This is a genomic window from Ruegeria sp. YTSA168 (genome assembly GCF_059610045.1).
Window position 1 is genome coordinate 81909 of record NZ_JBXWMW010000010.1, and the last position, 20438, is coordinate 102346.

Sequence of the window (20438 nt, forward strand, 5' to 3'; positions counted from 1 at the left end):
ACTTGTCGCTTAAGCGGCGACTTTATTGTTTTTGTGCATGACTTCGCGCGCCAGATGCCGATAGGCCATCGCCCCAAGCGATCCAGAGTCATATTGCAGAACCGGCAACGCAAAAGATGGTGCCTCACTGACCCGCACATTTCTTGGTATCTTGGTCTTAAAAACCATCTCACCCAGATTGTCACGGGCGTCTTTTTCAACCTGACGGGACAAATTGTTGCGGTTGTCATACATGGTCAACACAACACCTTCGATTCTCAGGTCTGGATTCGCGGTCTGTCGAACCTCTCTGATCGTCAACATAAGTTGAGAGAGACCTTCCAGCGCAAAAAACTCACTTTGCAGTGGAACCAATACCGAATGTGCAGCCACCATCGCATTCACCGTCAATAGATTCAGCGAAGGTGGGCAATCAATCAGAACAAAATCCAGATCAAACTCATCGATCGACGTCTGTCTCAACGCGTCGTGCAACAAATAACTGCGTTTTTCGTTTGAAATCAGTTCAATATCAGCCGAGCTCAAGTCCACGGTCGCGGGTACGACGAACAGACCACCGATCTCAGTCTCTTGAACAACTGCCTCAAGCGGCGCCTCGTCGAGGATCAAGTCATAAGTTGTCCAGTCCCGGTCTTCGACACCCAGCCCGGTTGATGCGTTGCCCTGCGGATCAAGATCAACCACCAAAACCCGGCATCCGGCCTCGGCCAGCCCAGCCGCTAGGTTTATTGCCGTTGTGGTCTTCCCAACACCACCCTTCTGATTAGCAACCGCGATAATCCGGGGGCCGGAAGGACGAGACAAATCAACCACGTGATACTCCTTTGATCTTAAGGATAACGGCCTGAGGTTCAGTTAAACTTGTAATTTGCTCCGCATCGAATTTCCATTCCTCACGCGCCTCGTCCATCTCTTTTTTCCAGTTTGCGCCTTTCGGCAACAAGGCTAGGCCAGGTTCGCTTAAGTGTCTGTCACAAAATGACAAAAGCGTCTTTAGATCAGCCAGGGCCCGAGCCGATAGGATATCCACACCCAATGGATCAACTGCCTCGATCCGCTTTGAGATCACCTCACAATGAACACCACATTCCCGCGCGACATTGCGCAGAAAAGCCGATTTGCGCTGATCGCTTTCGATAAACTTAAAACGTGCTTCTGGCGCCTCGTCCGCAGCCATAATCGCGCAGACCATTCCTGGAAACCCGCCCCCACTTCCCAGATCAGCCCATGTTTGAAAGGGCACCGCGCAACGGAACACCTGCACTGAGTCCAGGATATGCCGGTTCCAGATTTCCTTCAGGCTCTTGCGTGAAACTAGGTTTATCTTTGGGTTCCAGCGCTCAACCAGATCTACGTAGGTTGTGAGGCGTTCCAGTGTTTCACGTGAAACATCTAAGGCGCCAAAATCCAGGAATTCAGGTCTCATGCCCGCCGCAACCTTTCGTCACGACGAAGCCTTGCTAAAACCAGTGTAAGTGCTGCTGGTGTCACGCCCTCAACCCGGCTGGCCTGTGCGATGTTAGCCGGGCGCGCCTTGGAAAGCTTCTGTTTCATTTCCGCAGACAGCCCATCCAGCGTATGATAATCGAAACCCCGCGGAATCACATAAGCTTCATCCCGTTTCATCGCTTCCACATCACGCTGTTGCCGAGCAATGTAATTGGCATAAAGCGCGTCCCGTGAGATTTGCTGGCGAATTTCCGGAGCGATATCGACGATATCGGGGATCAATGGCAATATGTCTTCAAAAGACACATCTGGAAACGCCAGGATCGCCAAACCATCGCGGCGATTTCCGTCTTGATTCACATTGATGCCAGCCGCTTTTATCTCTTTCGGGGTGTAAGTACGCTCGGTGAGCACACCTTTTGCACCCTCCAATTTCGTCATCTTGTCTTCGAAATGCGCACATCTTTTTTCACCAATACAGCCCAGCCGCATACCGATCGGCGTCAACCGCTGATCCGCATTGTCCGCCCTTAGTGACAATCTGAACTCAGCCCTTGAAGTGAACATACGATAGGGTTCAGCTACACCTCGTGTCGTCAGATCATCGATCATAACGCCGATATAGCTGTCCGCTCGAGTGAAATGTACGGGCTCTTTCCCCTGCACCTCTAACGCGGCGTTAAGTCCAGCGACCATACCTTGGGCTGCTGCTTCCTCATATCCTGTGGTTCCATTTATCTGACCCGCAAGATATAGACCCGGCACAGAAGGAAGGGACAGCGAGGCAGTCAAAATCCTTGGATCCACATAATCGTATTCAATCGCATAGCCGGGCTGGAGAATCTCAGCCCGCTCAAGGCCCTTGATGGATCGCACGTAGTCCTGCTGTACATCCTGAGGTAATGAGGTCGAGATACCGTTGGGATAAATCGTGTGATCATTGATACCCTCTGGCTCCAGGAAAATCTGGTGCGAATCCTTATCTGCGAACCGAACGATCTTATCTTCGATAGATGGGCAGTATCTTGGGCCAACACCGTCGATGTGACCGCCATACATTGCCGATTTACTGAGGTTCTTTTCAATGATCTCATGTGTCCGGACATTTGTATGCGTGATACCGCAAGAGATTTGAGGCGCAATGACCGATGTCGATAGAAATGAGAACAGCGTCGGTTCATCATCCCCGATTTGCTTATCCAGATCCGACCAATTGATCGTCCGACCATCTAGCCTGGGTGGCGTGCCGGTTTTCAACCTGCCGATGGGTAAGTCATAGCTATCCAATCGCTCGGCCAGCTTTTTAGATGGGCGATCGCCCATCCGACCACCCGGTCGCGAAACATCGCCAATGTGGATTACCCCGCGCAAAAATGTACCAGAAGTCAGGATAACCGCGCGTGCTGAAACCTCGGATCCGTCACCAAGAATCACACCTGCGACGCGCTCGCCTTCCATTTTGAAGTCGACGACTTCGCCAACCAGAACGGTCAGATTTTCTTGCTGTTCCGTTTCCGCTTGCATTGCCCCACGATATAGCGCTCGGTCAGCTTGCGTTCTTGGGCCTTGAACGGCTGGGCCTTTGCGGCGGTTGAGTAACCGAAACTGAATACCTGAACGATCTGCTACGCGACCCATGACACCGTCTAGCGCATCAATTTCTCGTACCAGATGACCTTTACCCAACCCACCAATGGCAGGGTTACAGGACATCACACCTATATCGGTTGCGGACAGGGTCACGAGCGCAGTTGACACACCCATACGCGCAGCCGCATGCGAGGCCTCCGCTCCCGCGTGTCCTGCGCCAATAACAATGACATCAAAACCCGAATGTTTCACGTGAAACACTCCTTATTTTCCCAGGCAGAAACTTGAGAAGATTTCATCTAGCAAGTCCTCAACACCTATTCTGCCCACCAAAGTTTCAAGCGCCCGGATTGCAGTACGCAACTCCTCTGCTGCGATATCATACAGGTCCGGGCCTGATTCCAGAACCGACATCGCACTGTCCAAAGCACGCTTTGCAGCAATCAGCGCAATCCTGTGCCGCTCCCGTGTTGCAATACCATGACTAGTAGTCCGTTCACCCAACACACGCGATATATTGGTGACTAACATATCAATCCCCTGCCCGGTTTTCCCGGAAACACCATCTTCGATATCTGGTCGAAGATCTGATTTCGGTCGAACCGAGATGTCACCCACCTGAATCGATACGCCAAGTTCTGAGGGATTATCAGAAAGAAAAACACGCAGATCAGCAGTTTCCGCACGTTTGCGCGCCCGTTCGATGCCAAGGTTTTCAACATGGTCTTCGGTTTCTCGCAAACCTGCAGTATCCAACAACGTCACGGGTAAACCAGAGAGGTCCATGCGCACCTCGATCACGTCCCGCGTGGTTCCAGCATATTCCGACGTAATCGCAGCCTCACGCCCTGCAAGCGCGTTCAGCAGGGTGGATTTACCGGCATTCGGTAATCCAACAATCGCCACCTCAAATCCGGTTCGAACACGTTCGGCAATTTGAACACCATCAGCCTCGCGTTGAAGATCCTCGATAACGCCAGAAATCAGCTGCCGAACTTCGGGCGTAACGTCAGTTGGGACCTCCTCATCAGCGAAATCTATCACTGCTTCCAATAAAGAAGCCGCTCGGATCAGATCGCGCCGCCAGCGTTCCGCAAGATGCCCCAACTCGCCTGCCAATATGGTCTGCGCTTGCTGTCGCTGCGCTTCTGTTTCCGCATCTATCAGATCGGCAAGGCCCTCGACCTGTGTCAGGTCCATCTTGCCGTTTTCCAAAGCCCGCCGGGTGAATTCTCCGGGGTTAGCCAGGCGCACGCCATCGATATCAGACAGGCATCGCATAACGGCGTTTACGGTAGCCGTACTGCCGTGAATCTGCAGCTCAGCAACGTCTTCGCCAGTAAAACTGGCTGGCGCTTGAAAGGTCAGGATCAAACCATCATCCAAACGAGAATCCGCAGGATCACGCAAGGTGCGGAACGTCATACCCCGCGGCGACAGGGCACCGCCTGACATCTCAGCCGCAGCGCGATGTGCATCGGGACCCGAGAGGCGGATGACCGCCACCCCGGCTTTACCCTGCGCGCTGGCCAAGGCGAATATCGTATCCATTCGAAGGCCTCGCGTTGGTTAAGACCTGTGTCAGGTATTCATCGAATCGAAGAACTCACCGTTTGTCTTCGTCTGTTTCAACTTGGATAACAGGAACTCGATTGCGTCGGTGGTGCCCATCGGGTTGAGGATACGGCGCAGAACGAAGGTCTTCGCCAGATCGCCCTTGTCGACCAGCAGGTCCTCTTTCCGGGTACCGGACTTGAGAATGTCGATGGCCGGGAACACGCGCTTGTCTGCGATCTTGCGATCCAGCACGATTTCCGAGTTACCGGTGCCTTTGAATTCTTCGAAGATGACTTCATCCATCCGGCTGCCGGTATCGATCAGTGCGGTGGCGATGATGGTCAATGATCCACCCTCTTCGATATTCCGCGCGGCACCAAAGAACCGCTTGGGCCGCTGCAGCGCATTCGCATCCACACCACCGGTCAGAACTTTGCCCGAGGATGGGACCACAGTGTTAAAGGCCCTACCAAGTCTTGTGATCGAATCAAGAAGAATAACAACATCTCGTTTATGTTCGACCAAACGCTTGGCTTTTTCGATCACCATCTCCGACACGGCGACGTGTCGTGTTGCTGGTTCGTCGAAAGTTGAAGACACAACTTCACCCTTCACCGAACGCTGCATGTCAGTCACCTCTTCCGGGCGTTCGTCGATCAGTAGGACGATCAGATAGCACTCTGGGTGATTCTGTTCGATCGAGTGCGCGATGTTCTGCAGGATCACCGTTTTACCGGTCCGCGGAGGCGCCACGATCAAAGAACGCTGACCTTTACCGATCGGCGAGACCAGATCAATAACACGGGCCGATTTGTCCTTGATGGTGGGATCCTCGATCTCCATCTTCAGACGCTCGTCCGGATATAGCGGCGTCAGGTTGTCAAAGGCAATCTTGTGCTTGGCTTTTTCTGGTTCTTCAAAGTTGATCTTGGTAACTTTGGTCAGCGCAAAGTACCGCTCGTTTTCATCAGGTGCCTTGATATCACCTTCAACCGTATCACCTGTCCGCAGCGAGTGCAGGCGGATCATATCAGGCGAAACATAGATGTCATCCGGACCCGGCAGATAGTTTGCCTCGGGCGAGCGCAGAAAGCCAAAACCGTCCTGAAGAACCTCAAGCACGCCATCGCCGCCAACGGTCCAGCCCTCATCCGCGCGTTCGCGCAGGATTTGGAACATCATCTCGCCCTTACGCATGGTCGAGGCGTTTTCGATCTCCAGCTCTTCGGCCATCGCCAGAAGGTCTTTGGGGCTTTTGGCTTTCAGATCGGCCAGATTCAGGGATTCAGTTGTCATGACATATACCTTCACCGCTGATTGCACGGCACGAAGTGGAATTTCAGTACGGAAAATACACCGCCCGGACGGGCGTGTTGCGGTCTAGATAGGCGCTTACTTGGAAAGAGTCAAACGGGCCGTCAGAACTTCAAAACAACCGAGAGAACGATGATCACCATCAAAACGGTGGGAACCTCATTCATCATGCGATACTGGCGCCCTGTGAGCGTGTTTTGACCCGCGACAAAGTCTTTGTGGCGGGCCATCAGCCAATGATGAAACCAGGTCATCCCAATCACGGCCACCCCTTTTAACCACGGCCACGCGAAATCCCAGCTGACGATACCCGGCGTAAACACCATGATCAGCCCACAGACCCAAGCCACAATACTGGCTGGTCCCATGATCACGCGCAGCAGCTTTTCTTCCATTTCAAAGAAAATCTCTTGCGCGCCATCTACCGCTTGCGCCTTCTCTACGTGATAAACAAACAATCGGGGTAAATAGAACAAACCGGCCATCCAAGAGATCACGGCCATGATATGGAGCGACTTCACCCACGGGTAGATCGTGAAAAGAAGATCAGTCATTTTGGCTCCGAACGTTGTTCGTCCCTCTCCCTATAAAAAAAATAAGAAAGAAGAAAGGATGATGGTTTTGTAGTGCGATCAATTTTGGTGGATTACTTTTTTACCCTTTGGTTTTCCTCAGGTGGATAGTTTTGCCGGATATCGGGCTGATTCTGTGAGTTTTGTAAATATTATATATTATACAAATACTTATATGAATTTCATTCTATAGATTCTGGGGATAACTACCTGTATATCTATGGGGGAGAGAGTTATCCCATGTGTCAAACTTATCCTTGTCCCGGCTGGACAATGTTTGAGCGACTCAGGGAAGTTTTGCGGGTTTTTCCCGGGCTTGCGTGTCAATCTGAAAACCATACAAAGCGTCCCTGAACACTCATGGATTTGCACACGGGGTTGTCCACATGTCTGTCCCCATCATTTTAGCCTCAGGCTCAACCATTCGCGCGCAGCTGCTGGAAAACGCAGGCGTGCCGTTCACTGTGCAAGTGGCGCGGGTGGATGAGGATACCATAAAGCGGGCGCTGCTGGCTGAGGATGCCCCACCCCACGACATCGCGGATGCGCTGGCCGAAATGAAGGCGCGGAAAGTCAGCGACAAATCTCCGGGCGCGATGGTGTTGGGTTGCGATCAGGTGTTGGATTTCGACGGGCAGCTGCTATCGAAACCCGAAACGCCCGAGGATGCGTTGAAACACCTCAAAGCCATGCGGGGTAAGCGCCATATGCTTTTGTCGGCAGCGGTGATCTATCAGGATGGTGAGCCGATCTGGCGGCATGTGGGTCAGGTTCGTTTGCGCATGCGGATGAGTTCGGACTCCTATCTGCGCGACTACGTTGAGCGGAACTGGAACAGCATTCGCCACGCCGTAGGGGCTTATAAGCTGGAAGAAGAAGGTGCGCGCTTGTTTGCCGCCATTGACGGGGACTATTTTAACGTCTTGGGTATGCCCCTGTTGGAACTGCTCAACTATCTGGCTGTCAAAGGGGTGATCGATCAATGACAGACTATCGTGTTCCTCTGGCCGGGGTGATTGGGCATCCGATCGGGCATTCTCGGTCGCCCAAGCTGCATGGGCATTGGCTGAAGACTTATGGGCTGCCGGGGCACTATATTCCAATGGATGTGGCCCCTGCGGATCTTGAGACCGTGTTGGAGACCCTGCCCAAGGCCGGGTTCGTGGGCGCGAACGTGACCGTGCCCCATAAAGAAGCCGCTTTACGGATTGCCGATCATGTTTCTGACCGGGCAACGATGATCGGGGCCGCGAATACATTGGTGTTTCGCGAGGATGGTTCGATCCACGCTGACAACACCGATGGGTATGGGTTTATGGAGAATTTGCGTAGCGGTGCGCCAGACTGGAATGCTCAGGATGGGCCAGCTGTCGTGTTTGGCGCAGGCGGAGCGGCGCGCGCGGTGTTGCAGGCGTTGGCCGATGCAGGTGTGCCCGAGATTCTGGTGACCAACCGCACCCGTGCGCGGGCGGACCATCTGAAAGAAGAATTCGGTCAGCGCATTACCGTGGTCGATTGGGTTCAGGCCGGAAATGTCGTTGAAAACGCAGAACTTGTGGTGAATACAACGTCTCTGGGCATGCAGGGCCAACCGGAACTGCGAGTGCCATTGGATGGGTTGCAGCCTGGTGCGGTAGTCACTGATCTGGTCTACGCACCTTTGAAGACTAATCTTCTGAAAACAGCGGAAGAGGCCGGGTGCACTACAGTCGACGGTCTTGGTATGTTGCTGCATCAAGCGGTTCCCGGGTTTGAACGTTGGTTCGGCGTCCGGCCAGAGGTTGACGCCGACACCCGTGCGGCGGCTTTGGCATGAGTTTCGCGCTTGGCCTGACCGGCTCGATTGGCATGGGGAAAAGCACCACGGCGCAGATGTTTGTCGACGAAGGCTGCGCGCTTTGGGACGCGGATGCGGCTGTGCATCGGCTTTATGCGCCCGGCGGAGCAGCGGTTGAGCCGATGAGCACCACCTTTCCTGACGCCATCATCGACGGAGCGGTCAGTCGGGATGCTTTGAAACAGATCATTTCTCGGGACGGCTCTGCGCTTAAAGCCATCGAGGCCATTGTCCACCCCTTGGTTGCGGCGGACCGTGCGGCATTCCGCGAAAACGCAACGGCGGACATTCTGGTCTTCGACATCCCGCTGCTATTTGAAACCGGCGGCAACGAAGCCATGGACGCGGTAGCCTGCGTTTCTATTCCTGCTGAGGAACAAAAACGCCGGGTCATGGCGCGCGGTACGATGACTGAGGCTCAGTTCGAACAGATCCGCGCCAAGCAGATGCCAAATGACGAAAAATGTGCGCGGTCGGATTATGTGATCGAGACTGACACTCTGGACCACGCCCGCGCACAGGTGCAGGATGTAGTCAGGCAGATACGGGCGGGGATGGCAGATGCGTGAGATTGTACTTGATACCGAAACCACAGGGTTCGATCCCGAAAGTGGGGACCGGATCGTGGAAATCGGCGCAGTTGAGCTGTGGAACCATGTCGCCACGGGTGAAACCTATCACGTCTACATCAACCCCGAACGATCCATGCCGGAAGAGGCGTTTGGTGTGCATGGCATTGGCCCCGACTTGCTGGAAACCCCGCGCCCGGCGGAAAAGGGTGAGGTCACGCTGAAAGACAAACCGGTCTTTGCCAAGGTTGGTCAGGGGTTTCGCGATTTTGTCGGCGACGCAAAGCTGGTGATCCACAACGCTTCGTTCGACATGAAATTCCTGAACGCAGAACTGAAATGGATGGGTATGGCCCCGCTGCCGATGGATCAAGCAATTGATACGCTGGCCATCGCGCGGAAACGCTTTCCCGGCTCGCCCGCGTCTTTGGATGCGCTATGCCGACGGTTCAATATCGACAATTCGAACCGGGTGTTGCACGGGGCGTTGTTGGACTCGGAGATCTTGGCCGAGGTCTATCTGGAATTGATCGGCGGTCGTCAGCCCGATTTTGGCCTATCCACCTCTGCTGCCTCGGGTCCGGGTGGAGCAGATGACTGGCGGCCAAGCCCACGCACGACATCTCTGCCCTCTCGGATCACCGATGAGGAACGCGCTGCGCATGAGGCATTTGTTGAGAAATTGGGCGAAAGCGCCCTTTGGACCCGCGCCTGATCCCGTCAGGCACGGGTCAAAACCCTAGGCGTCGGTCTTTTCCGCCTGAGCTGCCTGACGGCGCATCAACTCGTTGCGATACAGCGCAACAAAATCGATGTTGTCCAGGTTCACCGGCGGGAAGCCACCGTCACGGGTTACATCGCTGACAATGCGGCGCAGGAACGGGAACAGCATGCGCGGGCATTCGATCATCAGGAACGGGTGCATCTGGTCTTCGGGCACACCTTCCACGTGGAACAGGCCGCAATAGTCCAGCTCGCACATGAACAGAACATCATCCATGCCTTTGGCTTTGGATGTCAGGTTCAGCTTGATCGACACTTCGAACTGATGCTCATTCGCGCGTTTCTTGGCATCCAGGTTCACCTGAACCTGAATTTCGGGCTGCACGTCACCCGACACGCCTTTTTGCGCCATCACGTTTTCAAAGGACATATCGCGGATGAACTGTCCCAGAACGCGCATTTGCACCTGAGGGGCAGTTTGTGCCGCGGTGTTTTCTGCAGCGTTTTCTTCGGCCATGGATCTACTCCAAAAATGAAATTCGCCACTGCTTATCAACTTGGGCGCGGCACCTCAATGCTCGTGGGGGCCTTCGACCCATTTCGATGGTTTTGAGGGATCTTTCCGGGGGCGCACTTCGGTAAATTCTCCGTCAATCACATCACCCCGATCAAAAGGGTCACGCTGGGTCTGAAAGCCTGCCCCTGACCCCATCTGGAACTGCGTGACTTTGACTTTGGACTTTAGATAGCGGAACACCGCGACCCGGACACCGGGGATAAGCAGTGCAAACCCAACAGCATCCGTGAAAAAGCCGGGCGTCAGAAGCAACGCGCCCGATAGCAGGATCATCGCGCCATGGGCCAGCGGTTCGGTCGGGTCATCCAGTGTGGCAAAGGATTGCTGCAGCTGTCCCAGCGCCATGCGACCTTGTGTCCGCACCAAAGTGGTGCCCAAAATCGCTGTCAGAACCACAATTCCCAGCGTTGGCCACAGGCCAATCAGGCCGCCAACCTGTATGAACAGGGCGATTTCGATGATGGGTACAAACAAAAATGCCAAGAACAGGTACATTTGCGCTATCCTTTCCATATGGCCAGGCTGTGGACTTGCCTCGCCCTGTCACCTACATAGTGGCAAGAGGCCGTGTACACAAAGTCTTGGCTCTGAGAAGAGGATGAAATGAACGAACCCATGATCCAGTTGCTGGTCCTGGCCGGAATTGCCGTTTTCCTGATCCTGCGCTTGAAAAGCGTATTGGGTTCGCGTGAGGGTTTCGAAAAGCCTCCTGTCCCGCAACAGCCCGATACAAGCGCGTCGCGCCGTGATTTTGAGGTGATCGAGGGTGGCCCCGATCATGACATCACCGACCATGTGCCCGAAGACAGCGATCAGGCGCAAACTCTGGCCGCGATGAAGCGGATCGAGCCGAGCTTTTCAGTCAGCGAGTTTGTTCAGGGCGCACGCGGCGCCTATGAGATGATCGTGATGGGCTTTGAAAAGGGCAGCCTGGATGAAATCCAGCCCTTCCTGTCGGAAGAGGTGTTTGACACCTTTGTTTCGGTTGTCGCCGACCGCGAAGACAAGGGCCTGACGATCGAGGCGGAATTCATCGGCGTACGGGAAACTACTCTGACGGATGTGAAGTTCGACAAAGACACCAACGAGGCCGAGATTACCATGAAGTTCGTGGGTGAGTTGACCTCGGTCGTGCGGGATCGTGGTGGCGACATCATTGAGGGCAGCCCGAACACCATGAAACGCCAAAAGGACAGCTGGACCTTTGCCCGCGTGATGGGCAAGGACGATCCGAACTGGCTGCTTGTTGCCACGGACGCATGATTGCAACGCTCCGGTCGCTTTTTCTGGTGGGCGCAATGACCACCGCCAGCGCCACCGGAGCAGAGGTGACGCGATCCATTCTTTCATTTGATGACTTGCAGGGCTGGGCCGAGGATGACCACGGCGCGGCCCTTTCCGTGTTTCTGAACACCTGTGGTGATCTGGGACATCCGGATTGGCGCGCGCTTTGCGGTGTTGCGCGCAGCTATGACACAGAAGCTGCACGCACTTTCTTTGAACTGTTCTTTCGTCCGGTTCTGGTTGAGGATGGCGAGGACGCGTTGTTCACCGGGTATTTTGAGCCAGAACTCGATGGTTCAAGGGTTCGCACAGAACGTTTCAGATATCCGATCTACAAAATGCCGCCCGAAGCCCGAAGCGATGGACCATGGCTGAGCCGCCGGGAAATCCTGACAAGCGATGTGATGAAAGGCCGTGGCCTGGAAATCGCTTGGGTCGATGATCCCGTCGAACTTTTCTTTCTGCAGATCCAGGGCTCGGGCCGGGTAAAACTGCCCGATGGTGGCGCGCTGCGTGTTGGCTATGGTGGTGCCAATGGTCATCCCTATCGGTCCATCGGCGTTGAACTGATCCGGCGCGGGATTTTGGGGTCGCACGAAGTCAGCGCTCAGATGATCCGCGCCTGGGTGCGTAAGAACCCGCAGGCCGGGGCCGAGTTGCTGTTTCACAACCCCTCCTACGTGTTCTTCCGCGAGGTGAGCCGCGTTGCACCCGAGCTGGGGCCGCTGGGCGCCATGAACCGGTCTGTCACCACCATGCGGAGCATTGCTGCCGATCCGGCTTATACACCATTGGGCGCGCCGGTCTGGGTCGAGAAGGACGGCGCAAACCCGCTGCGCCGATTGATGATCGCCCAGGATACCGGATCGGCCATCAAAGGCGCACAACGGGCTGATATCTTTTTCGGGACTGGTGACGACGCCGGAAAAGCCGCAGGTAGGCTGAAAGATCCGGGACGGATGATCCTGTTGTTGCCCATTCAACGTGCTTACGCCTTGTTGCCAGATGAATTCTGATGACCCAGCGCAAACTGACCAGTGACGAGATCGAGCTTTGGCGCAAGGTCACCAAACAGGCTGAGCGTTTGCACCCTGAGGTCCCCCAGAATGTGCATCCGACAACCCTGCCGAAGCCGACACCCAAGAAGCTGCCGAAACCTCGGCTCGAAACCTTTGAGCTGGGCCAGACCCTTCAAAGCAAACCGTCCGGTAATAGTTTGAAGCCGTCAATTACGGAAACGTTGCGCGCCGCGCCGGTGCAGATGGATACCAAGGCGTTCGGCCGGATGAAGCGCGGAAAACTTAAGCCTGAGGGCAAGTTAGACCTGCATGGGATGCGGATTGAAACAGCACATCCGGCGCTTGTGCGCTTTGTTCTAACGGCGCAGGCACAAGGCAAACGGCTGGTTCTGGTAATCACGGGCAAGGGCAAGGACCGGGACGAACCTGGCCCAATCCCGACCCCGCGCGGCGTGCTGCGCAATCAGGTGCCGCACTGGCTGTCCATCCCGCCGCTTGCGCAGGCGGTGATGCAGGTGACCCCGGCCCATATCAGCCATGGCGGAGACGGGGCCTATTATGTCTATCTGAGGCGCTCGCGTTAGAAACCAGCCCTCGCACGCCGGATGCCAAACCAAACTGATGCGCAGACCAGCAGGAAAAACGCGGCGATCCACAGGAATTGCAGGCTGAGCGGGACACCAAAGTCGATCAAAACACCGGTCAGAATCGGTCCTATGGCAGAACCCAGTACCATCAGCGCTGTCGCCAGGGCTTTGATGGCCCCGATATGTCGGGTGCCGTAAAACTCGGCCCAAAACGCGCTGGGCAAAGTATTGTGGGCCCCGCCAGTGATGCCCATGAAGATCAAGCCAATCAAAGCGATACCGATGGTGTCTGCGAAGGCCATGACGCCAAAGCCCATCGCCATTGGTATCTGATAGAATGGCATGATCCGGGCGGTGCCCCATTTGTCCAATGCCCATCCCGCCGCAAACATCGAGATGATCGAAATGACGGTAAAGATCGGAAACAAGGCCACCAGTTGGATATGGGCCCAGTCTTTGACTTCGGCCAAGTGGACCTGATGGAAGAAGAAGGCAGTGATGAACGCCGAGGGCCCCAGAATAGCTGGCGCCATGCACCAGAACAGCGGATGCAAAAATGCCTCACGACGGGTCCAGTGACGGCCTTGCATTCCTGTTGCCGCATATTCATCCGCAAGGCTTTGGGGTGTTCGTTCCTGACGCAGCAGCCGGAACAGGACCGGGATACCCAGCAGGATCAGACCTGCCACCAAAACCCAAAGCCAGCGCCAATCCACAAAGGCCATTGCGGCAACAAAGCTAAGGGGTAGCAGCGCCTCACCGATGGAATAGCCCAGTGAGGCGATTGACAGGGCCTTACCCCGCGATGCGGTAAACCAGCGTGCCATGGCGACTTGTGCCAGATGCGTACTCATCCCCTGCCCGAACAGGCGCAGCAGAAAGATGGCAACCGGCAAAAGAGCCACCCAAGTATTCCAGGCCAGCGCAAGCGCGGCAAGGGCAAGACCCGCAAGGACAACAGGCCCCAGAACGCGGACGCGGAACAGATCCGTCAGGCCCCCGGCCCAGATCATTACCCCGGCTGAAACCAAGGTGCCCAGTGAATAAAGCCCGCCCCAAGCCCCATGACTTAATCCATAAGCGGCGCGGATTTCGCCCGCGAAGACCGAGATGAAAAACGTCTGCCCAAAGCTCGACAAGAAGGTCAGTAGAAGACCAGCGCCGAGCCAGGTTGCATTGTCATGAAGGAATTGACGCAGGTTGAACCGCGTCACGGTGTTGTCACCTCTGCCTGTCCGGTTTCGGTCAGCACAATTTCGGTTGCGCCATCGGGGTTGCGTTGATCTTCAGGCACCAGAGTGTTGATGCCCCGGCTGCGCCCGTCATCCGGCCCGAACGTGCCGCTGACGCGCCGGACCGAGCCGAGAATCGCCAGAAGCGCTGGCGAAGTGGCTGCCACGAAATGCGAGGATTGCGCATCACTGTTGAACGCAGTTGTGTCGATCACGTTGATCGGAAACTCTTCCAGCGCGTCGATCGAGCTGATGTTCCCCAAGCGCTCACCTTCTGCCGTCCCGCGTAGGCGGGCTGAGATATTGAGTATCTTGTCCTTCTGCGACACCATCACGATGAACGGGTCGGGCGGGTTTGCGATACGGGTCATCTGAGATCGAAACAGATCGACATCCAGATCAGGAGAGATCAGAACAACACCTTCCAGATTTCTTTTAGCCCAGCCAGGTTCTTTCAACTCAGCCTGTCGCATCATCTCCATCGACAGCGCGCCACCCATGGAATGCGCAACCAGAACAACACGTTTCACACCCATGGATTTCAAACTGCGAACGGTTTGTTCCAGCCCATCGCGCGCAAACAGCATGCTGTCCAGATCATAGGCATAGCCAAACCCGGTTGCGCGGCTGGGCCATGAATAAACCAGGATGGAACCGGGTATCCCGATGTCATTTGACAGCTGGGCCGCACGGAACAGGGTTTCGGTCTGGGTCGAGTTGTAGCCATGGACAAAGATCGTCACGTCGTCCTGACCATGTAGATGTTCTTTTAACCCGTTGGGGCCATCCAGTTCGGTTACATTGGCCAGAACAAACTCTTTCTTCGGGTTTGCGTTGGCGTATGAAAATTTAAGCGTTCCGGGTGTATGGGTCGGAGGGATTGAAACAGTGGTTTCAAGAAAGCGCAGGCTGTCGCCGCGCCGGAACCCATAGGATCCATCCGGTTCTTTTGCGCGTGAAGTGCTGGCGAACACGGTCTTGGGCGTACCGACTGACAGGGCGGAGGGCACGGTTTCCGTGACGGTTCTGTCGACACATGCCCCAACCAAGAAAATCAGAAATAGAATGAGCAGATAACGCAACGCAAAATACCCTTAATAAGGTTTGGCGCTAAGCTATCGATTTCTACCCCCACGTCCAGTGACTTGGGGGATTGCGGCGGCAAAATCTGGCTGAGCTTGTTACAGAACGTAACGGCTCAGGTCGGCGGATTTGGTTAGCTCGCCCAGGTTTTCTTCCACGAAGGCGGCATTAACCGTGATTTCAGACCCGGCCTTGTCGGGCGCGGTAAAGGACAGCTCCTCAAACACCCGTTCCATCACGGTGTATAACCGCCGCGCACCGATGTTTTCGACGCTTTGGTTTACATCCGCCGCGATCCGGGCCAGTGCCGCAATACCATCTTCGGTAAAGCTGACCGTGACTTCTTCGGTGCCCATCAGGGCGGTGTACTGGCGGGTCAGCGCGTTGTCGGTTTCTGTCAGGATGCGCACGAAATCTTCTTCGGTCAGCGCGCGCAGTTCAACCCGAATGGGCAGACGCCCCTGAAGCTCGGGCAGCAGGTCCGAGGGTTTGGCGATGTGGAAGGCTCCGGAGGCGATGAACAGGATATGGTCGGTTTTCACCGGACCATGTTTGGTGCTGACCGTGGTGCCTTCGATCAGAGGCAGCAGGTCGCGCTGCACCCCTTCGCGGCTGACATCGCCGCCGCGCGCGTCCGAGCGGGCGCAGACCTTGTCGATCTCATCCAGAAAGACAATGCCGTTTTGTTCGACGGATTCCAGTGCAATGCGGTTGACGGTTTCATCATCCAGCAGCTTGTCGGCCTCTTCGCCGATCAGGGCATCATAGCTTTCAGAAACGGTCATCCGCTTCTTGACTGTCCGCCCGCCGAAGGCTTTGCCGAATATATCACCCAGATTCATCATTCCCATCTGGCCGCCCGGCTGGCCGGGAATATCGAACATCGGCATCGGGTTTGCGGTGTCGGACAGCTCCAGCTCAATCTCGGTATCGTCCAGCTCACCTGCTTTCAGCTTTTTGCGGAACATCTCGCGCGTGCCTTCGCGGGCGTCTTCGCCGGCAATGGCGGTGATCACACGATCCTCGGCGGCCTGATGCGCGCGTGCCTTCACATCTTCGCGCATGTATTCGCGGGTCTGAACGATGGCGGCGTCGGCGAGATCGCGGACGATCTGCTCAACATCACGGCCAACGTAACCGACCTCTGTGAATTTGGTGGCTTCAACCTTGATAAAAGGTGCGCGCGCCAGTTTGGCCAGGCGGCGGCTGATCTCGGTTTTGCCCACACCGGTGGGGCCAATCATCAGGATGTTCTTTGGATAGACCTCATCGCGGATATCATCAGACAGCTGCTTACGCCGCCAGCGGTTGCGCAATGCCACGGCTACGGCGCGCTTGGCGTCTTTCTGACCGATGATGAAACGGTCCAGTTCCGAGACAATCTCGCGCGGGGTCAGGTCGGTCAAGGCGCAGTCCTTTCGGTCGGCAGGTCAAAACTTTGGCTTAGGTAATCATGTGAGGCATGAAAACAACCAAGTGGCTTCATTGGCAGCGTTGGTTAGCAACGCACCCTCCGGTTTGCAATGCTTTCTATAGGTGAAGCGCGCCCGCTCTGATACAGTGATTTCAATGCCTTGTGGGTCAGGAGTGCAGAGATGACGAAAATCGCCAAGATCACCCTGTTGTTTGTGGTGTTTGTAGACCTGATCGGACAGGGGTTGGTGTTTCCCATTATCAACTCACTGATCATGGAGACCAAATCCGGGTTTCTGCCGGACAACACACCCGAGGGGCGACGGCATTTTTACTATGGTCTCGTGATCGGGTGTTTCTTCCTATCTTGGTTTCTTGGCGTGGTTTATGTCTCGAAAGTCTCAGATTCCATCGGGCGTAAGAACGCTTTGCTGGTCTGTCTGGGCGGGGCGTTGGTGGGTTATGCCCTGACCATTGCGGCGCTTTATATGAACAGCCTGCTGATGCTGATCGTCGGGCGTTCGATCACAGGCTTCACTGCCGGCAACCAGCCCATCGCGCAGGCGGCGATGATTGATGGCAGCACCGATGCCGCCGACCGAGACCGAAACATGGGGTATATCGTGACTGGCGTTAGCTTTGGCCTTGTGGGCGGCCCGATTATTGGGGCCGTCCTGTCAGATGCCGCCCTGCTGGGCAGTTATGCTACCCTGAAAACCCCGTTCTACGGGGCCTTCGTTCTGGTGATGGTCGCTATCTTCCTGGTGATGACATTTTTCAAGGACACTCGCACAGACCGCGAACCCTTTGTCTTCCGCCCGCGCGACATCGCTGACAGCCTGATCGCGGTGCGCGGCCACCCGATGGTTCTGAAAATCCTGCCGGTCTATTCCTTCTTCATGATCGCCAACGTGACCTTCTATGTCTTTGTCGACAACTTTTTAACCAGTCGCTTTGGCTACGGGGTAATCGGCGGCAGCGTGGCCATGGTGGTGATCGGCGTTGCGCTGGCGTTCTCCAGCACCTTCCTCGTCAAACCCGCGCAAGAGCGGTTCAGCAAGCATTCGATCATCTACACATCGCTGATCGCCATGGTGATCTGCGGGCTGGCTTTTGCCTTCAGCCCCAACGGTGTGCTCAGCTATGTGCCGGTTTTCCTGTTCTATTTTCTGTTCGGCGTCGCCTACCCGACCCTGCTGGGCCTGTTCTCGTCCAGCGTCAGCGAGACCGATCAGGGCTGGGTCATGGGCGTGACTACTGCCGTGTTCTGTTTGGCCGGAGGCATCATGTCGCTGATTGGCGGCGGGCTGATGAGCATCGACATCCGCGTGCCCTATTACATCGTGGTCATTGCCGCGATTTTCGGCTTGATCGGGATGCACCGCCGCTGGAAAGGGAAGGAGATCAAGGCGCTACTCGCCTGAGATAATTTTCGTTTGATTTTGTTTCGAAATACGCTGCCTCTCCCTACGGTCGAACGCGCATTTTGATGCATTGTTTTTGGGTTTACGTAAAACGTCCTAGATCGTCTCAACCGTCAGATTGCCGTTTGTATAGACACAGATATCCGCAGCAATCGCCATCGCTTCGCGCGCCACCTGCTCGGCCTCTTTGTCGCTGTCCATCAGCGCGCGGGCTGCGGCGAGCGCAAAGTTCCCGCCTGATCCGATGGCAGCCACGTTATGCTCGGGCTCCAGCACGTCGCCTGCCCCGGTGATCACCAGCAGGTCTTTGCCATCGGTGACAATCAGCATCGCCTCAAGCTTTTGCAGGTACTTGTCGGTACGCCAGTCCTTAGCCAGCTCTACCGAGGCGCGGGCCAGTTGGCCGGGTGTGGCTTCAAGCTTGGCTTCCAGTCGCTCCAGCAGCGTGAAGGCGTCGGCAGTTGATCCGGCAAAACCAGCAACCACCTCGAACCCACCGGGCGACAGGCGGCGCACCTTGCGGGCGGTGCCCTTGATTACGGTCTGGCCCAGGCTGACCTGCCCGTCCCCGGCAATGACAACCTGCCCGCCTTTCTTGACGCCGATGATGGTCGTACCGTGCCAACCGGGGAAATCGCTGTCTGCCATGAAAGCCTCCGTTCTGCTTGTCGCTATATATGGGCCGGACGCAGGATCGGCGCAACCCGTTCTAAAACTGCGTAAAAGATATGCAATGGATGCAGATCGGGACTGTCAAACAAGCAATTGTGAGTCCGGGTCGCGCATCCTACATGGGGCTTACAACCGACAACGGGTCGGCTGTTTCAAATCCAAGGACTGCGCACATGGCAACCACTGCAAATATTCATGCGCCGCTCGGAGCAGCTACCATCCTGCACGTAGTGGACGCGTTCTCGAACGCTTTTGAAACCGTTGTTGAATGGAACAAGAGTCGCAAAACCCGCAAGCTTCTGTCCGAGCTGACCGACGCTCAGCTGGAAGACATCGGCTTGGTTCGCGCGGATATCGCGAAGCTCTGATCCTTCGACCGGATCACCAAATCAGAACAGCCGCCCGGATATCCGAGCGGCTTTTTCTTTGTCAGTTCTGGATATAATTCCCGATCTGAGATGGCACAAAGGCCTCAATCGCGGCGGTTGCAACCACGTGCCGCGTGCCAGCAGCCGTATCCACCACATCTTGCCCACCCAGAACCGCGCGCACCTCGGCCTTGCCGCGTGGAAGATCAGCTGCGACCAGATCACAATCGACTTGTTCGGGATTTTGCACACCAATTGTCACCTGCACCCGCATCTCGGCGTGATCGATCCCAAGGTTCGAAAACAACGTGATCGAGGAATGGTGCAGTGCATCCTGTACCGCCCTTCGTGCAGCTTTGGTGTAATCCTGACCATAAAGGTCATTCCCCATGCCCATCTCAAGAATGATGCGCTGTTCGCTCATTGCGCGGCCTCCATATCAAAAGAAACGGCCAACGCTGCATTGGCGATCACCGTTAGGCCCTGTCCGCCCGGTTTCTCGATATCAAGGCCGCCTTTGGCAACCGTGATGCTGGGGGTTCCATACGGAAACACAGCCAAAAGCTTATCGGCATCCACCTGTTCGGGCTGCTGCACCCCGATTTCGACATCGATGATCATCGCCTCTTTGGGAAAGCCGAACAGCTCAGCCATGTTGATCGAATTATGCCACAGCGCGTCCTTGATCGCGCGCAGCGCAGCTTCGGTGTAATCCGCACGGCGCAGGGACGTTCCCATACCGAATTCCACCAATACCCTTGTTTTTGCCATCTGCCTTCTCCGGCCTTTCAACAAAAAAGGCGCCCGGTACAGGCGCCTTTGATCATTTTCTAATCCCAATCGGATCAGATGGATTCGTCAATCCAGCTTTGCAGAGCGGCCTTGGGCGCCGCGCCCGCGCGGTTCGAGACCACCTGACCGTCCTTGAAGATGAATAATGCCGGGATACCACGCACGCCCATGGCCGCGGCCGCGTTTGGGTTGCTGTCCACATCGACCTTGGCAATCTTTAACTTATCGCCATACTCGGCGGCCAATTCTTCCAGCGCGGGGCCGATCTGCTTACAGGGGCCGCACCATTCGGCCCAGAAGTCCACAACTACGGGAACGGCCGAGTTCTTGACTTCGGCGTCAAAGGTGTCGTCGGTAACGGCAACGGTCGACATAT

General features: G+C 55.7%; 24 protein-coding genes. 9 read left to right on the forward strand and 15 right to left on the reverse strand.

What is annotated here, in order from left to right; translation table 11 throughout:
- Positions 1 to 9: 9 nt before the first annotated feature.
- From AC2FFE_RS16210 to AC2FFE_RS16235, 6 genes are all read right to left on the reverse strand, one after another.
- The gene (locus AC2FFE_RS16210) at positions 10 to 813 is read right to left on the reverse strand and encodes a ParA family protein (RefSeq protein WP_496820427.1); all 804 of its coding nucleotides are present in this window, start codon (positions 811 to 813) and stop codon (positions 10 to 12) included.
- On the reverse strand, positions 806 to 1426 hold the full coding sequence (rsmG, locus tag AC2FFE_RS16215; protein WP_496820425.1) for a 16S rRNA (guanine(527)-N(7))-methyltransferase RsmG: 621 nt from the start codon (positions 1424 to 1426) through the stop codon (positions 806 to 808). The genes AC2FFE_RS16210 and rsmG overlap by 8 nt, the downstream gene beginning before the upstream one ends.
- Complete coding sequence (gene mnmG / locus AC2FFE_RS16220) at positions 1423 to 3291, reverse strand: tRNA uridine-5-carboxymethylaminomethyl(34) synthesis enzyme MnmG (protein ID WP_496820424.1); 1869 nt, start codon at positions 3289 to 3291, stop codon at positions 1423 to 1425. Before mnmG ends, rsmG begins: the two co-directional genes overlap by 4 nt.
- Before the next feature lie 12 nt (positions 3292 to 3303).
- A complete protein-coding gene (mnmE, locus tag AC2FFE_RS16225) occupies positions 3304 to 4590 on the reverse strand; it encodes a tRNA uridine-5-carboxymethylaminomethyl(34) synthesis GTPase MnmE (protein WP_496820423.1) in 1287 nt (428 codons plus the stop codon).
- Between the two features lie 30 nt (positions 4591 to 4620).
- On the reverse strand, positions 4621 to 5892 hold the full coding sequence (gene rho, locus AC2FFE_RS16230; RefSeq protein WP_496820422.1) for a transcription termination factor Rho: 1272 nt from the start codon (positions 5890 to 5892) through the stop codon (positions 4621 to 4623).
- Positions 5893 to 6014: 122 nt separating this feature from the next.
- Positions 6015 to 6464: a CopD family protein gene (locus AC2FFE_RS16235; protein ID WP_496847116.1), complete on the reverse strand. Its 450-nt coding sequence runs from the start codon at positions 6462 to 6464 to the stop codon at positions 6015 to 6017.
- Positions 6465 to 6868: 404 nt separating this feature from the next.
- On the opposite strand from AC2FFE_RS16235, the gene AC2FFE_RS16240 reads away from it, so the two are divergent.
- Genes AC2FFE_RS16240 through dnaQ form a run of 4 tightly spaced genes read left to right on the forward strand, consistent with a single transcriptional unit; the run spans position 6869 to position 9603 of the window.
- Positions 6869 to 7468, forward strand: a complete 600-nt coding sequence (locus tag AC2FFE_RS16240; RefSeq protein WP_496847117.1) for a Maf family protein — start codon at positions 6869 to 6871, stop codon at positions 7466 to 7468.
- On the forward strand, positions 7465 to 8298 hold the full coding sequence (locus tag AC2FFE_RS16245) for a shikimate dehydrogenase (protein WP_496847118.1): 834 nt from the start codon (positions 7465 to 7467) through the stop codon (positions 8296 to 8298). The genes AC2FFE_RS16240 and AC2FFE_RS16245 overlap by 4 nt, the downstream gene beginning before the upstream one ends.
- Positions 8295 to 8888: a dephospho-CoA kinase gene (gene coaE, locus AC2FFE_RS16250; protein ID WP_496847119.1), complete on the forward strand. Its 594-nt coding sequence runs from the start codon at positions 8295 to 8297 to the stop codon at positions 8886 to 8888. Before AC2FFE_RS16245 ends, coaE begins: the two co-directional genes overlap by 4 nt.
- Positions 8881 to 9603 carry a DNA polymerase III subunit epsilon gene (dnaQ, locus tag AC2FFE_RS16255; protein WP_496847120.1) on the forward strand — a complete coding sequence of 241 codons (723 nt, stop codon included), beginning with the start codon at positions 8881 to 8883 and terminating at the stop codon, positions 9601 to 9603. The genes coaE and dnaQ overlap by 8 nt, the downstream gene beginning before the upstream one ends.
- A gap of 24 nt (positions 9604 to 9627) precedes the next feature.
- Here dnaQ and secB read toward each other — a convergent pair whose 3' ends face one another.
- Both secB and AC2FFE_RS16265 read right to left on the reverse strand, forming a co-directional pair.
- Positions 9628 to 10128: a protein-export chaperone SecB gene (gene secB / locus AC2FFE_RS16260; protein ID WP_496847121.1), complete on the reverse strand. Its 501-nt coding sequence runs from the start codon at positions 10126 to 10128 to the stop codon at positions 9628 to 9630.
- A 54-nt stretch (positions 10129 to 10182) separates the two neighbouring features.
- The gene (locus tag AC2FFE_RS16265; protein WP_496847122.1) at positions 10183 to 10683 is read right to left on the reverse strand and encodes an FxsA family protein; all 501 of its coding nucleotides are present in this window, start codon (positions 10681 to 10683) and stop codon (positions 10183 to 10185) included.
- A gap of 108 nt (positions 10684 to 10791) precedes the next feature.
- Here AC2FFE_RS16265 and AC2FFE_RS16270 point away from each other — a divergent pair, with 108 nt between their 5' ends.
- From AC2FFE_RS16270 to AC2FFE_RS16280, 3 genes are read left to right on the forward strand one after another with little or no spacing between them, the layout of a single operon-like run.
- A complete protein-coding gene (locus tag AC2FFE_RS16270) occupies positions 10792 to 11451 on the forward strand; it encodes a Tim44/TimA family putative adaptor protein (protein ID WP_496820414.1) in 660 nt (219 codons plus the stop codon).
- Entirely contained in the window at positions 11448 to 12488 is a 1041-nt protein-coding gene (gene mltA / locus AC2FFE_RS16275) for a murein transglycosylase A (RefSeq protein WP_496820413.1), read from the forward strand. The genes AC2FFE_RS16270 and mltA overlap by 4 nt, the downstream gene beginning before the upstream one ends.
- The gene (locus tag AC2FFE_RS16280) at positions 12488 to 13075 is read left to right on the forward strand and encodes a Smr/MutS family protein (RefSeq protein WP_496847123.1); all 588 of its coding nucleotides are present in this window, start codon (positions 12488 to 12490) and stop codon (positions 13073 to 13075) included. Before mltA ends, AC2FFE_RS16280 begins: the two co-directional genes overlap by 1 nt.
- Here the strand turns inward: AC2FFE_RS16280 and AC2FFE_RS16285 are convergent.
- From AC2FFE_RS16285 to hslU, 3 genes are all read right to left on the reverse strand, one after another.
- The gene (locus AC2FFE_RS16285) at positions 13072 to 14292 is read right to left on the reverse strand and encodes an MFS transporter (protein ID WP_496820411.1); all 1221 of its coding nucleotides are present in this window, start codon (positions 14290 to 14292) and stop codon (positions 13072 to 13074) included. The genes AC2FFE_RS16280 and AC2FFE_RS16285 overlap by 4 nt on opposite strands.
- A complete protein-coding gene (locus AC2FFE_RS16290) occupies positions 14289 to 15392 on the reverse strand; it encodes an alpha/beta hydrolase (RefSeq protein ID WP_496847124.1) in 1104 nt (367 codons plus the stop codon). Before AC2FFE_RS16290 ends, AC2FFE_RS16285 begins: the two co-directional genes overlap by 4 nt.
- A gap of 99 nt (positions 15393 to 15491) precedes the next feature.
- Positions 15492 to 16799 (reverse strand): ATP-dependent protease ATPase subunit HslU, encoded by a 1308-nt coding sequence (hslU, locus tag AC2FFE_RS16295; protein WP_496820409.1) that lies wholly within the window; start codon positions 16797 to 16799, stop codon positions 15492 to 15494.
- Positions 16800 to 16988: 189 nt separating this feature from the next.
- On the opposite strand from hslU, the gene AC2FFE_RS16300 reads away from it, so the two are divergent.
- Positions 16989 to 18230 (forward strand): MFS transporter, encoded by a 1242-nt coding sequence (locus AC2FFE_RS16300; protein ID WP_496820407.1) that lies wholly within the window; start codon positions 16989 to 16991, stop codon positions 18228 to 18230.
- A gap of 96 nt (positions 18231 to 18326) precedes the next feature.
- On the opposite strand, the gene hslV is transcribed toward AC2FFE_RS16300, so the two are convergent.
- Complete coding sequence (gene hslV, locus AC2FFE_RS16305; protein ID WP_496820406.1) at positions 18327 to 18878, reverse strand: ATP-dependent protease subunit HslV; 552 nt, start codon at positions 18876 to 18878, stop codon at positions 18327 to 18329.
- Between the two features lie 197 nt (positions 18879 to 19075).
- Between hslV and AC2FFE_RS16310 the strand changes: the two genes are divergently transcribed.
- Positions 19076 to 19270: a DUF1127 domain-containing protein gene (locus tag AC2FFE_RS16310; RefSeq protein WP_496820405.1), complete on the forward strand. Its 195-nt coding sequence runs from the start codon at positions 19076 to 19078 to the stop codon at positions 19268 to 19270.
- 61 nt (positions 19271 to 19331) lie between these two features.
- On the opposite strand, the gene AC2FFE_RS16315 is transcribed toward AC2FFE_RS16310, so the two are convergent.
- From AC2FFE_RS16315 to trxA, 3 genes are all read right to left on the reverse strand, one after another.
- Positions 19332 to 19694 (reverse strand): Lin0512 family protein, encoded by a 363-nt coding sequence (locus AC2FFE_RS16315; protein ID WP_496820404.1) that lies wholly within the window; start codon positions 19692 to 19694, stop codon positions 19332 to 19334.
- On the reverse strand, positions 19691 to 20041 hold the full coding sequence (locus AC2FFE_RS16320; protein ID WP_496820403.1) for a Lin0512 family protein: 351 nt from the start codon (positions 20039 to 20041) through the stop codon (positions 19691 to 19693). Before AC2FFE_RS16320 ends, AC2FFE_RS16315 begins: the two co-directional genes overlap by 4 nt.
- Before the next feature lie 74 nt (positions 20042 to 20115).
- Positions 20116 to 20436, reverse strand: a complete 321-nt coding sequence (trxA, locus tag AC2FFE_RS16325; RefSeq protein ID WP_480826160.1) for a thioredoxin — start codon at positions 20434 to 20436, stop codon at positions 20116 to 20118.
- Positions 20437 to 20438: the final 2 nt, after the last annotated feature.

Bases quoted from the DNA above. Each gene is read 5' to 3' on its own strand.
- AC2FFE_RS16315 (WP_496820404.1), bottom strand. From the start codon at position 19,694: ATGAGCGAACAGCGCATCATTCTTGAGATGGGCATGGGGAATGACCTT.
- AC2FFE_RS16270 (WP_496820414.1), top strand. From the start codon at position 10,792: ATGAACGAACCCATGATCCAGTTGCTGGTCCTGGCCGGAATTGCCGTT.
- AC2FFE_RS16265 (WP_496847122.1), bottom strand. From the start codon at position 10,683: ATGTACCTGTTCTTGGCATTTTTGTTTGTACCCATCATCGAAATCGCC.
- trxA (WP_480826160.1), bottom strand. From the start codon at position 20,436: ATGTCGACCGTTGCCGTTACCGACGACACCTTTGACGCCGAAGTCAAG.
- AC2FFE_RS16235 (WP_496847116.1), bottom strand. From the start codon at position 6,464: ATGACTGATCTTCTTTTCACGATCTACCCGTGGGTGAAGTCGCTCCAT.
- rho (WP_496820422.1), bottom strand. From the start codon at position 5,892: ATGACAACTGAATCCCTGAATCTGGCCGATCTGAAAGCCAAAAGCCCC.
- mnmE (WP_496820423.1), bottom strand. From the start codon at position 4,590: ATGGATACGATATTCGCCTTGGCCAGCGCGCAGGGTAAAGCCGGGGTG.
- AC2FFE_RS16245 (WP_496847118.1), top strand. From the start codon at position 7,465: ATGACAGACTATCGTGTTCCTCTGGCCGGGGTGATTGGGCATCCGATC.
- dnaQ (WP_496847120.1), top strand. From the start codon at position 8,881: ATGCGTGAGATTGTACTTGATACCGAAACCACAGGGTTCGATCCCGAA.
- AC2FFE_RS16320 (WP_496820403.1), bottom strand. From the start codon at position 20,041: ATGGCAAAAACAAGGGTATTGGTGGAATTCGGTATGGGAACGTCCCTG.
- secB (WP_496847121.1), bottom strand. From the start codon at position 10,128: ATGGCCGAAGAAAACGCTGCAGAAAACACCGCGGCACAAACTGCCCCT.
- AC2FFE_RS16300 (WP_496820407.1), top strand. From the start codon at position 16,989: ATGACGAAAATCGCCAAGATCACCCTGTTGTTTGTGGTGTTTGTAGAC.
- coaE (WP_496847119.1), top strand. From the start codon at position 8,295: ATGAGTTTCGCGCTTGGCCTGACCGGCTCGATTGGCATGGGGAAAAGC.
- mltA (WP_496820413.1), top strand. From the start codon at position 11,448: ATGATTGCAACGCTCCGGTCGCTTTTTCTGGTGGGCGCAATGACCACC.
- AC2FFE_RS16310 (WP_496820405.1), top strand. From the start codon at position 19,076: ATGGCAACCACTGCAAATATTCATGCGCCGCTCGGAGCAGCTACCATC.
- AC2FFE_RS16280 (WP_496847123.1), top strand. From the start codon at position 12,488: ATGACCCAGCGCAAACTGACCAGTGACGAGATCGAGCTTTGGCGCAAG.
- AC2FFE_RS16240 (WP_496847117.1), top strand. From the start codon at position 6,869: ATGTCTGTCCCCATCATTTTAGCCTCAGGCTCAACCATTCGCGCGCAG.
- rsmG (WP_496820425.1), bottom strand. From the start codon at position 1,426: ATGAGACCTGAATTCCTGGATTTTGGCGCCTTAGATGTTTCACGTGAA.
- hslV (WP_496820406.1), bottom strand. From the start codon at position 18,878: ATGGCAGACAGCGATTTCCCCGGTTGGCACGGTACGACCATCATCGGC.